14 protein-coding genes and 2 tRNA genes are annotated in these 14,050 nt (G+C 69.0%); 4 read left to right on the top strand and 12 right to left on the bottom strand.

Annotated features, from left to right (window positions below; genetic code table 11):
* Positions 1-80: 80 nt before the first annotated feature.
* Both AC4GYY_RS15680 and AC4GYY_RS15675 read right to left on the bottom strand, forming a co-directional pair.
* Positions 81-1,043 (bottom strand): response regulator, encoded by a 963-nt coding sequence (locus tag AC4GYY_RS15680; protein ID WP_491121880.1) that lies wholly within the window; start codon positions 1,041-1,043, stop codon positions 81-83.
* 176 nt (positions 1,044-1,219) lie between these two features.
* Positions 1,220-1,852, bottom strand: a complete 633-nt coding sequence (locus AC4GYY_RS15675; RefSeq protein ID WP_491121878.1) for a DNA-3-methyladenine glycosylase family protein — start codon at positions 1,850-1,852, stop codon at positions 1,220-1,222.
* Between the two features lie 54 nt (positions 1,853-1,906).
* Here AC4GYY_RS15675 and AC4GYY_RS15670 point away from each other — a divergent pair, with 54 nt between their 5' ends.
* A complete protein-coding gene (locus tag AC4GYY_RS15670) occupies positions 1,907-2,224 on the top strand; it encodes a 2Fe-2S iron-sulfur cluster-binding protein (protein ID WP_491121876.1) in 318 nt (105 codons plus the stop codon).
* Between the two features lie 34 nt (positions 2,225-2,258).
* Here the strand turns inward: AC4GYY_RS15670 and rlmB are convergent, their stop codons facing one another.
* Positions 2,259-3,008, bottom strand: coding sequence for a 23S rRNA (guanosine(2251)-2'-O)-methyltransferase RlmB (rlmB, locus tag AC4GYY_RS15665; protein WP_491121874.1), 750 nt, complete (start codon positions 3,006-3,008; stop codon positions 2,259-2,261).
* Positions 3,009-3,168: 160 nt separating this feature from the next.
* Between rlmB and AC4GYY_RS15660 the strand changes: the two genes are divergently transcribed.
* Together AC4GYY_RS15660 and AC4GYY_RS15655 are read left to right on the top strand one after the other, a co-directional pair.
* Positions 3,169-3,255 (top strand) — tRNA-Tyr (locus AC4GYY_RS15660).
* A 91-nt stretch (positions 3,256-3,346) separates the two neighbouring features.
* A tRNA-Gly gene (locus AC4GYY_RS15655) sits at positions 3,347-3,420 on the top strand.
* 4 nt (positions 3,421-3,424) lie between these two features.
* Here the strand turns inward: AC4GYY_RS15655 and AC4GYY_RS15650 are convergent.
* From AC4GYY_RS15650 to cyoA, 7 genes are read right to left on the bottom strand one after another with little or no spacing between them, the layout of a single operon-like run.
* Positions 3,425-3,955 carry a response regulator transcription factor gene (locus tag AC4GYY_RS15650; protein ID WP_491121872.1) on the bottom strand — a complete coding sequence of 177 codons (531 nt, stop codon included), beginning with the start codon at positions 3,953-3,955 and terminating at the stop codon, positions 3,425-3,427.
* A complete protein-coding gene (locus AC4GYY_RS15645; RefSeq protein WP_491121870.1) occupies positions 3,952-5,229 on the bottom strand; it encodes an ATP-binding protein in 1,278 nt (425 codons plus the stop codon). Before AC4GYY_RS15645 ends, AC4GYY_RS15650 begins: the two co-directional genes overlap by 4 nt.
* Positions 5,226-5,888 carry an SURF1 family protein gene (locus AC4GYY_RS15640; protein WP_491121868.1) on the bottom strand — a complete coding sequence of 221 codons (663 nt, stop codon included), beginning with the start codon at positions 5,886-5,888 and terminating at the stop codon, positions 5,226-5,228. Before AC4GYY_RS15640 ends, AC4GYY_RS15645 begins: the two co-directional genes overlap by 4 nt.
* Positions 5,885-6,265, bottom strand: a complete 381-nt coding sequence (cyoD, locus tag AC4GYY_RS15635) for a cytochrome o ubiquinol oxidase subunit IV (protein WP_491121866.1) — start codon at positions 6,263-6,265, stop codon at positions 5,885-5,887. Before cyoD ends, AC4GYY_RS15640 begins: the two co-directional genes overlap by 4 nt.
* Entirely contained in the window at positions 6,262-6,891 is a 630-nt protein-coding gene (cyoC, locus tag AC4GYY_RS15630) for a cytochrome o ubiquinol oxidase subunit III (RefSeq protein ID WP_491121864.1), read from the bottom strand. Before cyoC ends, cyoD begins: the two co-directional genes overlap by 4 nt.
* The gene (cyoB, locus tag AC4GYY_RS15625; protein ID WP_491121862.1) at positions 6,888-8,894 is read right to left on the bottom strand and encodes a cytochrome o ubiquinol oxidase subunit I; all 2,007 of its coding nucleotides are present in this window, start codon (positions 8,892-8,894) and stop codon (positions 6,888-6,890) included. The genes cyoC and cyoB overlap by 4 nt, the downstream gene beginning before the upstream one ends.
* Positions 8,895-8,908: 14 nt before the next feature.
* Positions 8,909-9,991, bottom strand: a complete 1,083-nt coding sequence (gene cyoA, locus AC4GYY_RS15620) for a ubiquinol oxidase subunit II (RefSeq protein WP_491121860.1) — start codon at positions 9,989-9,991, stop codon at positions 8,909-8,911.
* Between the two features lie 125 nt (positions 9,992-10,116).
* On the opposite strand from cyoA, the gene AC4GYY_RS15615 reads away from it, so the two are divergent.
* Complete coding sequence (locus AC4GYY_RS15615) at positions 10,117-11,433, top strand: MFS transporter (RefSeq protein WP_491121858.1); 1,317 nt, start codon at positions 10,117-10,119, stop codon at positions 11,431-11,433.
* A 9-nt stretch (positions 11,434-11,442) separates the two neighbouring features.
* On the opposite strand, the gene AC4GYY_RS15610 is transcribed toward AC4GYY_RS15615, so the two are convergent.
* Both AC4GYY_RS15610 and AC4GYY_RS15605 read right to left on the bottom strand, forming a co-directional pair.
* On the bottom strand, positions 11,443-11,928 hold the full coding sequence (locus AC4GYY_RS15610) for an asparaginase domain-containing protein (RefSeq protein ID WP_491121856.1): 486 nt from the start codon (positions 11,926-11,928) through the stop codon (positions 11,443-11,445).
* Entirely contained in the window at positions 11,925-13,955 is a 2,031-nt protein-coding gene (locus AC4GYY_RS15605; protein WP_491121854.1) for a M3 family metallopeptidase, read from the bottom strand. The genes AC4GYY_RS15610 and AC4GYY_RS15605 overlap by 4 nt, the downstream gene beginning before the upstream one ends.
* Positions 13,956-14,050: the final 95 nt, after the last annotated feature.

Below are 14,050 nucleotides of genomic sequence, written 5' to 3'. Positions count from 1 at the left end.
AGCGGCACGATGGGCTCAATGCAAACAGCTGTTTGCTTTTCTTTGCCCCGGGCCGTCGGGCTCGACGGCACGACCTCCGCTCAGGCGGCGAGCGGGACCCGCGGGTCGATCATTTCACCGACGATCTCGGCCAAGCCGGCCAGTTGATCGACGACGTGCCCGGCGACCGGCCGGACGCGCGTGTCGATGATGCAGAGCGCCGCGATGGTCACGCCCGCGGCGTTCACGACCGGATGGCCGGCGTAGGATCGGATGCCCGGAAGACCGGTCACGAGCGGGTTGTTGGCGAACCTCTCGTCGGTCGCGGCGTTCGCGACGACGAACGTCCCCCCCTGCGAGATCGTGTAATTGCAGAAGGCCTGATTTCGCGGCGTGCTCTCCACCTCCAGACCGTAAGCGGATTTGATCCACTGGGTATCGCGGTCGATGATGGTCAACAGACTGGCGGGAAACGCCGTCACCTTCGCGACATGCCGGGTGACCAGATCCAGCTGTCGCTCGCGCCGTGCATTCGCGAGCCGACGTTGGCGGAGGAAATCGAGCCGCGGGCTCTCGTCCGGCGGCACCGGAAAGGCGATGGCTGGCGGCGCCTGGAGGATCGCGGCGCCGTCACCCGGGTCCGGGCGGCGGCGCCGCAATTCGTGCGCGTCCGCCGCCGCGTTGAGCTTCTTGAAGAAGCCTGCCGTGTCCTGGATCAGATGGCTCTTGGCGAGACACGCCGACGCCCCGGCGTCCAGTAATTTGGCGGTCATCAGCAGATTGCTGAGCGAGCGGTCCGAGACGACGATCTTGCAGATGTCCGTCAGATCGCGAATGATCTCCAGCAACGCGGCCCCGTCCAGATAGGGCATGCACAGGTCGATGGTGACGACATCCGGCAAGAGCCGGCGGATCATTTCGCCCGCGGTGGTGGCGTCGCTGGCGAAGCCGACCACCTGAAAGTCGCTGCGCTTGCTGAATGCAGTGTCTAGCAGGGCCTGGACCGTTCGCGAGTCATCCACGATGACCACGCGCCGGGGCAGTCTCGAACGCGGCATCGACATCCCTCTCTATGGATTGGCAAGCGCCGCAGCCTGCATAAGTCGTGATAATCGCGAGGGTATTTCCAACTCTTTAAGAGAAATAAAACCACTTTGGGTGGATCGAGGCACCGGACCATCCGGTGCGCGCGTCGCCGCATCCTCATCCGCCGTTGCGTCGCCCCGACGAGCGCTATGCCTCACACCGGCGCCGCGCCTGCCTCCGCCTTCGCGCCGTAGTGATGCCAGGCGAAGATCGCGAGCGCGCCGCGGCGCGGCCGCCACGCCTCTGCCAGCTCGCGCGTCAGCGCCTCGCTCGGCCGCGCCTCGTGACCCAGCAACCGCCCCAGCTCGATCTGCACCGCCAGGTCTCCTGCCGGCCAGATGTCGCCGCGTCCCTCCGCGAACAGCAGGTAGATTTCCGCCGACCAGCGCCCGATCCCCTTGACCCGGGTCAGCGCCGCGATCGCCGCCTCGTCGTCACCCGGAAGATTTGCGAGATCGAGCCGCCCGCTCGTCACCTCCTCGGCCAGGCTCCGCGCATAGCCCGCCTTCTGCCGCGAGAACCCGCAGGCGCGCAGTTCCTCGTCGCTGTGCCCCGCCACCACCGTCGGATCGGTCGGATCGCCCAGCGCCTCGAGCTTGCGCCACACCGATGCGGCCGCGGCGACGCTGACCTGTTGCCCCACGATCGTGCGCAGCAGGGTCGCATAGCCGCGTTCGCGGATACGCGGCTCGGGATAACCGACCCGCGCCAGCCCCGCGGCGAAGCCGGGCTCGATCGCGGCAAGCGCATCCAGGTCCAGGCGAAGCCGTTCGGCGGTCAGCCCCATTGCGGAGCCTTCCGCAGCGCGGCATGGACCACGCAAATCTTCAGGGAGCAGGACATGGCCAAGCTTATCGTCGTCACGCGCGAGGGGGAAGAACGAGAGTTGGCGGCCGAGGTCGGCCTGTCGGTAATGGAAATCGCCCGCGACGGCGGCGTCGACGAGATCCTGGCGCTGTGCGGCGGCTGCTGCTCCTGCGCGACCTGCCACGTCCACGTCGATCCCGAGTGGTTCGGCAAGCTCGCACCGATGAGCGAGGACGAGAACGACCTGCTCGAATCCTCCTCGGACCGGAACGAGACCTCGCGCCTCTCCTGCCAGATCCAGTTCACCTCGGCGCTCGACGGGCTGAAGGTGACGGTCGCCGCGGAGGATTGAACGCCTCTCCCTCTTTCGTCCGGGGAGAGGGAGTTCACCGCGCTGTCACGGCATAGAGCGCCACCGCGGCGGCGTTCGACACGTTCAGGCTCTCCACCTTGGCGCTGATCGGCAGCTTCGCCAGCTCGTCGCAATGCGCCTCGGTGTTCTGGCGCATCCCCTCGCCTTCGGCGCCGAGCACGAGCGCCACCCGCCCCTCGCCGAGCACCTCGCCCAGCGTCCGTTTGGCGTGGCCGGTCAGCCCCACGCGCCAGAAGCCCGCCTCGGCGATCTCCTCGAGCGCGCGGGCGAGGTTCACCACCCGCACCCACGGCACCGTCTCCAACGCGCCCGAGGCGGCGCGGGCGACGGTCCCGGACTCGGGCGGGGCGTGCCGGTCCTGCGTCACGATCCCCAGCGCGTCAAACGCCGCCGCCGAGCGCAGGATGGCGCCGACGTTGTGCGGGTCGGTGACCTGGTCGAGCACGAGCAGCGGCCTGCGGTCGCCCTCCCCCTGCCCCTGGTCCAGCAGGTCGCCCAGCCACACCTCCTCCAGCGGGTCGACCTCGATCACCAGTCCCTGGTGCGGTGCGTCGGCCGGCACCATCCGCCCGAGATCGGTCACTTCGGCGCGCACGACCGGGATCACCGGCGGCAGGTTGAGCGCCGCCAGCGCCTCCTGCGTTCCCCAGACCTTGCGCACGGTGCGCTCGGGGTTGGCGAGTGCGGCCGTCACCGCGTGCCGCCCCCACAGGCGCGGCCGCTGGCCCGGAGTCTGGGACGGACGATGCCCGCGCTTCGCCATCAGCGGCGCTCCGTCGGGGTCAGGCGAAAGGTCGGCACGCGGCGGTCTCCGGATTGGTCGTCGGCACCGCTATGCGTCAGCGGATCGCGCCCCCGCAACCGCGTTGACACCGCCGCCCCCGTTCGGCATGGGGCGCCCTCGCTTTCGGCGAGCGACCCGTGGAAGGGTGGCCGAGTGGTTAAAGGCAGCAGACTGTAAATCTGCCCGTTTCTGACGTACGCTGGTTCGAATCCAGCCCCTTCCACCAGTTTGCCGGGTCAAGTGATCGTCCAGGGGACGATCACCCCGGCAAACTCCCGAGCGACAGCGAGGGGCCGGGGTGCTAGGAAGCGAAGTACGCGGGTATAGCACAATGGTAGTGCAGCAGCCTTCCAAGCTGAATACGCGGGTTCGATTCCCGCTACCCGCTCCACCCCTTAGTCGATCCGCCGCTTCTCCAACTTCCGCGCCAGCGTCCGGCGGTGCATCCCGAGCCGCCGCGCGGTCTCGGAGACGTTGAAGCCGGTCTCCGCGAGCATCTCGTTGATCCGCTCCCACTCGATCGTCTTGATCGTCGTCGGCCGCGCGCCGATCGGCACGTCGGCGGACCCCTCGGTCATCCCGAACGCGCGTTCGATGTCGTCGGTGTTGGCGGGCTTGGCGAGATAGGAGGTCGCGCCCAGCTTGATCGCCTGCACCGCGGTGGCGATGCTGGCATAGCCGGTCAGCACGACGACGACCGTCGCCGGGTCGGCGGCATGGAGCCGCTCGACGCAGGCGAGTCCCGAGGAGCCGGCGAGCTTCAGGTCGACCACCGCGAACGCCGGCGCGCCGGCCCCGAGCAGCGCCTCCATCTCGACCGGGCCGGGCGCGACGCTGACGCGATAGCCGCGCCGCTCGAACGAACGGGCGAGGGTCCGCGCGAAGGCGGCGTCGTCCTCGACGATCAACAGCGATCGGTCGGTCATGCTCCACCCTCCAGCGCCAGCGCGGCGATCGGCAGCCGCAACTCGACCTCGGCCCCACCGCCCTCGCGATTGCGCGCGGACAGCGCGCCGTCGAGCGTCCGCGCGACATTGCCGACCAGGAACAGCCCCAGGCCGCGGCCGAGCTGGGGCTTGGTGCTGTTGTAAGGTCGCCCGAGGTTCGCCAGCGCCTCCTCGGCGAACCCCGGTCCGCGATCGGCCACGGTCAGCACCAGCGCCTCCCCCTCGCGCGCCAGCCGCACGTCGAAGCCGTCGGGCGAGACCTCCGCCGCATTGTCGAGCAGGTTGAACACCGCCTGCTGAAGCACCGCATCCGACGCGATGCGGATGTCGCGCCCGAACCGATCGCCATAGGTCATCCCGGCCACCCCTCGGGCGCCCTGCCAGTCCGCCACCACGCGCTCGAAGAAGCCGCGCACCGTCGTCGCGGCCGAGCCCTCGCCGCGGGCGTCGCCCGACGAGAGCAGGATCCCGGTGACGATCGCCTTGCAGCGCTGGACCTCCGCCTGCATCTCCTCGACCTCCCCGGCGAGGTCAAGGTCCGCCGCGATCGCGGGGACGCGCCGCCAGTCGCCCAGGATCACCGACAGGGTCGACAACGGGGTCCCGAGCTCATGCGCCGCCCCCGAGGCGAGCGTGCCGATCCGCACGATATGCTCCTTCTCCGCGGCCTGGCGCCGCACGTCCGCCAGCCGCGCGTCGCGCGCGCGCAGGCCGCTCGTGATCCGCGTCACGAACAGCACCAGCAGCACCGCGATCAGCGCGAAGCAGACGACCGAACCCTTGATGTAGAGCTCGAACGAGGACGTCCCGAGCGCCGCCGGCAGCGCCAGCGGCCGGTGCGTCGCGGTCAGCAGCGCGAAGGCGAAGCAGGTCGCGCCGACGATCGTCCAGCTCGACCAGCGATCGAGCAGGATCGACCCCAGCACCACCTGAAGCAGGAACAGCGACACGAACGGGTTGGTTGCCCCGCCCGAGAGCCATAGCTGCGCCGCCAGCGCCCCGACGTCGAGGAGCAGCGCGGCGAAGATCGTGCTGTTCGCGACGGGGCGGTCCAGGTTCAGCAGCGGCGTCGTCGTCACGTTGAGCGTCACCAGCCCGGCCAGCACCCCGAACATCGGCGCCAGCGGCAATCGGATCGCGAACACGAAATGGGTGAGCAGGATGGTCGCGAGCTGCCCGGCCACGGCCAGCCAGCGCAGGTTGATCAACTGGCGCAGCGCGTCGTGGCCCGCGATATCGGGCGCGTCGCTCACCGGCGAAGGAGGCGGTAGAGGGCGTAGCCGGTCATCGCCGCCAGGCTATACCAGGTCAGCGCATAGACGAGGTGGTTGTTGGCGAAGCGCACCACCGTCAGACCGCCGATCGGCGCCCGCGGTCCGCGGGCGGTCGTCTCGGCGTCGATGAAATAGGGCGCGACCGGGCCGACGCCGCGGCGCTGCGCGATCGCGGCGACGTCGCGCGAGAACCAGCGATCGGCGGCGGGCTGGTTGCTCTGGAGGAAGCCGCCGCCCGGCTCGGTGACGCGCAGCAGGCCGGCGACCCGCGCCGGTCCGGGCTCCGGCGCGGCGTCGCGCCGGGGGCGGAAGCCGCGGTTGATCAGGATCGTCCGGCCGTCGGCGGCGACGAGCGGGGTCAGCACCCAGAAGCCGGCGCCGCGCTCGGTCACCGCGCGGACGTAGGTGTCCCGGCCGGGAAGGTACCGCCCGGCCGTCGCCACGCGGAGATAGGCGTCCTCCTTGCCGCGGATCGTCAGCGGCGGCGCGACCGGCGCCGCGTGGACCCGCGCCTCGACTTGCGCGATCAACGCGCGCTTCCATGCCAGCCGGCGCACCTGCCAGGTGCCCAGCCCCAGCAACACGGCCAGTGTGACGGCGAGCGCCAACGCCGCCGGCCAGCGGCGACGCGGGCTCACCCCATCTGGCTCATGTCGCCGGCGGGCATCATGTTGAGGTTCATGTGGTACATCACCCAGAGCGAACCGGAGAGCGCGATCACCACGACGACGACGGTGAAGATCAACGCCATCATCTGCCAGCCGCCTTCCGCCTTGCGCGTCATGTGGAGGAAGAAGACCATGTGGACGATCACCTGCACCGCGGCGAGGGCCATGATCAGCAGCGCGGTCGCCTGGGTCGACAGCGCACCCTTCATCACCAGCCAGAACGGGACGGCGGTGAGGACGACCGACAGGCCGAACCCGATCAGATATCCCCTGAGCGAGCCGTGCGGCGCGCCATCGTCGTGATGCGCGTCGCCGTGATCGGCGTGGCCGTGCGTGTCCGCGCTCATCGCAGCATCCCCATGAGATAGACGAAGGTGAAGACGCCGATCCAGATGACGTCGAGGAAGTGCCAGAACAGCGACAGGCACATCAGCCGCCGCCGGTTGGCCGGGATCAGGCCCTTCCGCTGCACCTGCACCATCAGCACGACGAGCCAGATCGAGCCGAACGTGACGTGCAGCCCATGGGTGCCGACCAGCGTGAAGAACGACGACAGGAAGGCGCTCTGCGTGGGTCCGTGACCCTCGCGGATGAGGTTGCCGAACTCGTAGAGCTCGATGCCGAGGAACGCCGCCCCGAACAGCAGGGTGACGAACAGCCATGCCTGGGTCCGCCCGCGCTTCCCGTCGGCCATCGCCAGCATGGCGAAGCCGTAGGTGATCGACGAGAACAGCAGCATCGAGGTGTTGAGCGCGACCAGCGGCAGCTCGAACAGCTGCCTGGGTCCCGGCCCGCCGGCGTAGGAGGTGCCGAGCACGCCGTAGGTCGCGAACAGCATCGCGAAGATCAGGCAGTCGCTCATCAGGTACATCCAGAAGCCGAGCATCGTGCTCGACCCCTCCGGATGGTGCGGCTCCTCCGCGAGGTGGAAGACGTCGGGGTCGTAATCCCCGCTCAGGGCGTGGCCGCTCATGCCCGGACCTCCGCCAGCTGCGCGGTGCGCGCATTCTCGACCGCGGTCACCTCCGCTGAGGGAATGTGGAAGTCGCGCTTGTAGTTGAACGTGTGCCCGATCGCGACCGCGAGCAGCCCGGCGAAGCTCAGCGCCGCCAGCCACCAGACGTACCAGATCAAGCCCAGCCCGCAGACCATGGCCAATCCCGCGAGGATGACGCCCGCCCCGGTGTTCGACGGCATGTGGATGTCGCGGAAGCCGCCGACCGGCCGCTGATAGCCGCGCGCCTTCATGTCGGCCCAGGCGTCCAGATCATGGACCACAGGCGTGAACGCGAAATTGTACGCGGGCGGCGGCGAGGAGGTCGACCATTCGAGCGTCCGGCCCTGCCAAGGATCGCCGGTCTCGTCGCGCAGCGCCTCGCGGTCGCGGATGCTGACGTAGAACTGGATCAGCATGCACGCGATCCCGCCCGCGATCAGCGCGGCGCCGAACGCCGCGACGATGAACAGCGGCTGCCATGCGGTATCGTCGAGCACCCTCAGACGGCGGGTGACGCCCATCAGACCCAGGATGTAGAGCGGCATGAACGCGACGTAGAAGCCGACCACCCACAGCCAGAAGCTGCGCTTGCCCCAGGTCGCATCCAGGCGGAAGCCGAACGCCTTCGGCCACCAATAGTTGATCGCCGCAAACGCCCCGAACAGCACCCCGCCGATGATCACGTTGTGGAAGTGCGCGACCAGGAACAGCGAGTTGTGGAGGACGAAGTCCGCCGGCGGCACCGCCAGGAGGACCCCGGTCATCCCGCCGATCGGGAAGGTGACCAGGAACGCGATCACCCACAGCATCGGCACGTCGAACCGGATGCGCCCGCGGTACATCGTGAACAGCCAGTTGAAGATCTTCGCGCCCGTCGGGATAGAGATGATCATCGTCGTGATGCCGAAGAAGGCGTTGACGTTCGCGCCCGCCCCCATCGTAAAGAAATGGTGCAGCCAGACGAGATAGGCGAGAACGGTGATGACCAGCGTGGCGTAGACCATCGACGTATAGCCAAACAACCGCTTGCCCGAGAAGGTCGAGGTGATCTCGCTATACACCCCGAACAGCGGCAGGATCAGGATATAGACCTCGGGATGGCCCCAGATCCAGATCATGTTCACGTACATCATCGGATTGCCGCCGAGCGAGTTCGTGAAGAACGACGTCCCCACGTAGCGATCGAGGCTGAGCAGCACGAGCACCGCGGTCAGCACCGGGAAGGCGGCGACGATCAGCACGTTGGTGCACAGCGCCGTCCAGCAGAAGATCGGCATCTTCATCAGGCCCATGCCCGGCGCGCGCATCTTCACGATCGTCGCGATCAGGTTGATCCCCGACAGCAAGGTGCCCACGCCTGCGATCTGGAGCGCCCAGATGTAGTAATCGACGCCGGTGCCCGGGCTGAAATCGAGTTCGGACAGCGGCGGCATGGCCAGCCAGCCGGTCTGGGCGAACTCGCCGACGAACAGGCTGGTCATGACGACCATCGCGCCCGCGGCGGTCATCCAGAAGCTGAAGTTGTTGAGGAAGGGAAAGGACACGTCGCGCGCGCCGATCTGTAGCGGCACCACGAAGTTCATCAGCCCGGTCACGATCGGCATGGCCACGAAGAAGATCATGATGACGCCGTGGGCGGTGAACACCTGATCGTAGTGGTGGGCGTTCAGATAACCTTCCGAGCCGTTGAACGCGATCGCCTGCTGGCCGCGCATCATGATCGCGTCGGCGAAGCCGCGCAGTAGCATGACGATGCCGAGCACCATGTACATGACGCCGATCTTCTTGTGATCGACGCTCGTGAACCACTCTTTCCAGAGGTAGCCCCACAGCTTGAAATAGGTGATCGCGCCGAGCAGCGCGGCGCCGCCCAGCGCGACCCCGACGAAGGTGGCGACCACGATCGGCTCGTGGAGCGGCAGCGCTTCCAGCGTGAAGCGGCCGAGGATCGGACTGACGGCGGGGTGTGAAGAGGTCATGGTTCGGATGCTCTCTAGAGCGTGGTGTTGTCGGCCGGCGTGAAGCCGGAGCGCTGCTGGACGTCGCGGGGGTTCGACCCGCTCTCGCCGGCGTCGCCCCCGGTCAGCGGGCGGGTCTCGCGATAGCCCGGTGCGCCGCCGCCGGGGGTCTGCTCGATCGACGACGGGTCGTGGCGGTCCATGCGCATCACGTCCGACATGCAGCGCGTGCCCGGCCGGACGCAGCGATTGACCACCGCATCGAAGACGCTTGCGTCGATCGCGGCGTAGCGGGTGGTCGGCGCCTTCTCGCTCGGCTTCTCGAGCCGGAGATAGGTCGCGCGGTCCAGCGCGCCGCCGCCCGCCTTCACTCGCGCGACCCAATCGTCGAAGCCCTTCTCGCTGCGCGCGAAGAAGCGGAATCGCATGTGGCTGAACCCGGCGCCGCTGTAGTTCGCGGACATTCCCCAGCTATTGCCCGGACGATTGACGACCGCGTGGAGCTTCGTCTCCATCGACGGCATCGCGTAAATCATCCCCGCCAGCGTCGGCGCGTAGAAGGTGTTCATCACCGACGTCGAGGTCAGGCGAAAGCGGATCGGGCGGTTCACCGGCGCCACCAGCTCGTTCACGGTCGCGATCCCCTGTTCGGGATAGATGAACAGCCATTTCCAGTCGAGCGCGACGACCTGGACGTCGAGCGGCTTGAGGCGTTCGGGAACCTTCACGCCCTTCTGGATCCGGCCCAGCGGGCGATAGGGGTCGAGCAGATGGCTCCCCGTCCAGGTCGCCGCGCCCAGGCAGATGATGATGAGCAGCGGCGCCGACCAGATCAGCAGCTCCAGCTGGGCCGAATGGTCCCAGTCCGGCTCGTAGGTCGCGCTCTCGTTGGTCGCGCGGTAGCGCCAGGCGAAGACCAGCGCGGCGACGATCACCGGCACGACGATCAGCAGCATCAGCGCGGTCGAGAAGATGATCAGGTTGCGCTGCTGGAGCGCAACGTCGCCCGCGGGATCGAGCACCGTCATCTCCAACCCGCATCCGGCGAGCAGCGGGGCGAGCGCGGCGGGAGCGAGCAGGCGGGCGGCGCGGCGTAGAGTGTGACCGGATACGGGCATGGCGCGTCCCTAACCCCTTCATGCTGCGCCGCGACATTGGACATTTTGTCCAATCCCGCGATCGCGGCTATTCGTGCATCCGACGTGTCGCCAGCGGCGTTGTTCCCGTCGGCAGAGGATAGCACATGACCGCCCAGACCGCCTCTCACCACGCCGAACGCGATGCGCGCGCGATCAACGCGCGGCACGACATCTCGCCCGGCGAGATCGCGATCGGCGTCATCATCGGCCGCACGAGCGAGTTCTTCGACTTCTTCGTCTATGCGATCGCCTCGGTCCTGGTGTTTCCTTTGCTGGTCTTCCCCTACCTCGACCGGCTGACCGGGACGCTCTACTCGTTCGCGATCTTCGGCGTGGCGTTCGTCGCCCGGCCGATCGGCTCGGTGATCTTCTTCGCGGTCGACCAGGCACTGGGGCGCGGCGTCAAGCTGACGATCGCGCTGTTCATGCTCGGCACCTCGACGGTGTTGATCGCCTTCCTGCCCGGCTACGAGTCGATCGGCCATTGGTCGGCGGCCCTGCTCGTGCTGTTCCGGGTCGGACAGGGGATCGCGCTGGGCGGCACCTGGGACGGGCTGTCCTCGCTGCTGGCGGTCAACGCGCCCGAGAACCGGCGCGGCTGGTATGCGATGATCCCGCAGCTGGGCGCGCCCTTGGGCCTCATCGTCGCCTCCGGACTGTTCGCCTATTTCCTGTCGACCCTGTCCACCGCCGACTTTCTCGACTGGGGCTGGCGGTACCCCTTCTTCGTCGCCTTCGCCATCAACGTCGTCGCGTTGTTCTCGCGGCTGCGCATGGTCACGACCCCGTCCTACGCCAAGGCGTTCGAGAGCCGCGAGCTCGAGCCGTCGGGGGCCATCGCCACGCTGCGCGGCGACTGGCGGACCATCGTCATCGGCGCGTTCGCCCCGCTCGCCAGCTTCGCGCTCTTCCACATGGTGACGGTGTTTCCGCTGTCCTGGGTGTTCCTCTACACCAAGCAGCCGCCCGAGCGCTTCCTGACGATCGAGATCCTCGGCGCCGTCGTCGGGGTGGTCGCGGTGCTGGTCTCCGGGCGGATCGCCGACCGGATCGGGCGGCGCTCGCTGCTCGGCTATTCGGCGGCGGGGATCGCGGTCTTCTCCGGCTTCGCGCCGCAGATGCTCAACGGCGGCGACATGGGCGAGCTGGCGTTCATGGTCACCGGCTTCACCTTGCTCGGGATCGCATTCGGCCAGTCGTCGGGCGCGGTCGCGTCCAACTTCGCCTCCGCGCGGCGGTACACCGGGGCGGCGCTGACCTCCGACCTCGCCTGGCTGGTCGGGGCGGCGTTCGCGCCGCTGGTCGCGCTGGTGCTGGCGAGCCGGTTCGGGCTGCTCGCGGCGGGTGCCTATCTGCTGTCGGGCGCGATCTGCACGCTGGCGGCGCTCGGCATCAACAAGGAGCTGGCGGAGCGGTCCTGATCGCGCCGCTCAGCCCACCGCGACGAAGCCGCCCTTCTTGCGATCCTTGCGGACGCGGTCGCCGCGAAAGATTGTGCCGTTCATCGCGATCCACACGCCGGCCGGGGCGACCTGCGCCGCGGCCAGCGCCATGCCGAGGTTGAAGCTCGCATCCGACTCGGCGAACCGCGCCGGGGCGAGCGCGCCGACCAGCACGATCGTCTTGCCCGCGATCCCGGCCAGCGCCGCCGCGGTGTCGGTCATGGTGTCGGTGCCGTGAGTGACGACGATGCGCGTCTCCTCGGCATCCTCGACCGTTCCGCGGATCGCGGCACGGTCGTCGTCGGTCAGCTCCAGGCTGTCCTTGCGCATCAGCTCGACCACGCGGTGGGGCAGCGAGACGCGCGCGGTGGCGAAGATTCGCGAGACGACGCTGTCGCCGACCTGGAACTCGCTCAGCGCGTCGAAGTAGAGCTTGTCGATCGTACCGCCGGTGGTGAGGACGAGGACGCTCATGCCGCCTCGGCGAGCCCGTGGCGTTCGAGCATCGCCGCGGGATCGGGATCGCGGCCGCGGAAGGCGCGGAAGCTCTCGGCGGCGGGACGGGTCGCGCCCTTGGCCAGCACCTCGGCGCGAAAGCGGTCGCCGGTCGCGCGATCGACCAGCCCGGCTTCCGCGAACATCCGGAAGCCGTCCGCCGCCAGCACTTCGGCCCACAAGTAACTGTAATAGCCCGAGGCATAGCCACCCGCGAAGATGTGGCTGAAGGCGTGGGGGAAGCGGGTCCACTCCGGCGGACGGATCACCGCCACCTCGTCGCGGACGGCGTTCAGCACCTCCATCGGATCCGAGCCGAGCGTGCCCAGGTGGAGCAGGATGTCGAACAGCGCGAACTCGACCTGGCGGACGATGAACAGGCCCGACTGGAAGCGGCGCGCCGCCACCATCTTGTCGTAGAGGTCGCCGGGCAGCGGCGCGCCCGTCTCGCGGTGGCCGGACATGGCGGTGAGGACGTCCCGATCCCAGGCGAAATCCTCCATCAGCTGGCTCGGCAGCTCGACTGCGTCCCATTCGAAGCCGCTGACGCCGGCGATGCTCGGCCGGTTTACGCGGGTGAACAGGTGGTGGAGGCAGTGGCCGGTCTCGTGGAGCAGCGTCGTCACGTCGTTGTGGCTGAGCAGCGAAGGCTGGCCGTCGCCCTTCGGCGCGAAGTTGCACACGAGATAGGCGACGGGCACGCGGACCGCATTGCCGTCGTGGAGGCGGGGCCGCGCCTCGGCCATCCAGGCGCCGCCGCGCTTGCCGGGGCGTGCGTGGAGATCGAGGTAGAGGCCCGCGATCACCTCGCCGCTCTCGTCCGACACGTCGAAGTAGCGCGCGTCGGGGTGGTAGAGCGGAACGTCCGAGCGCTCGGCGAGGCGGATGCCGTAGAGGCGGGTCAGCAGCGCCTGCCAGCCCTCGACCACCCGCTCGACCGGGAAGTAGGCGCGCACCGCCTGCTCGTCGACGGCGTAGCGCGCTTGGCGGAGGCGGTTGGCGGCGAAGCCGGTGTCCCAGGGCTGGAGATCGTCGATCCCCAGCTCGGCGGCGGCGAACGCGCGGAGTTCGGCGAGGTCGCGCTCGGCGGCGGGTTTGGCGCGCGCGCCGAGATCGCGGAGGAAGGCGATCACTTCGCCGGCGTCGGGCGCCATTTTCGTCTCGAGCGACCAGGCGACCGGATCGGGGAAGCCGAGCAGCGCCGCCGCCTCGCGCCGCAGTTCGAGGATGCGGGCGATCCGCGGGCCGTTGTCGAACGTGCCGGCGTGCGGCCCCTGATCGGAGGCACGGGTGGCGTGGGCGGCGTAGAGGCGGGCGCGGAGCTCGCGATCTTCGGCGAAGGTCAGGACGGCTTGCACGCTCGGGTGCTGGAGCGTGATGCGGTAGTCCGCCTCCCCTTTCGCTTCGGCGGCGGCGCGGAACATCGCCTTGTCGGCATCGGACACGCCGCCGAGCGCTGCTTCATCGACGGTCTCGCTCCAGGCGTCGGTCGCGTCGAGAACGGCGCTGCCGAACTCGGTCGAGAGCTGCGACAGCTCGACGCTGATCGACTTGAAGCGCTCGCGCGCCGCGTCGTCCAGCGCGACGCCGGACAGGCGGAAGCCGCGGAGCGCGCGCTCGACGGCGACGCGATCCTCGGTCGCGAGATCGGCGAAGCCGGGCGAGGCTTCGAGCGCGACGAGCACCTCGTAAAGGTCGCGGTTCTGCGCGACGGCCATGCCATGCTCGACCAGCAGCGCCTGCCCTTCGGCATGCGCGGCGCGGAGTTCGGGCGTGTCGGCGACGCCGTGCAGGTGCGACACCGCCGACCACAGCGCGTCCATCGCGGTCTCGGCGCGCTCGTAGGGGAGCCAGGCGTCGGCGAAGTCGGTCGGCGTGTCGGCGACGAGCCGGGCGACGACCGCCTCGGCTTGCGCGATCGCGGCGCGGACGGCGGGGACGATCCGATCGGGGACGAGATCGGGGAACGGCGGGAGCGCGAGCGGATCGGCGAGGGTGTCGGTCATGCGGAGCGACGTGGCGTGGGCGGCGGCGAAGCGCAAGCGGGAGACAGGTTGAGGCGGTTGAGGCCCGTACGGCGAGATCGGGCCGCACCCGGCAG

This window comes from Sphingomonas sp. SP6 (assembly GCF_058313435.1).
This window is presented reverse-complemented; position numbering and strand designations above follow the sequence as displayed.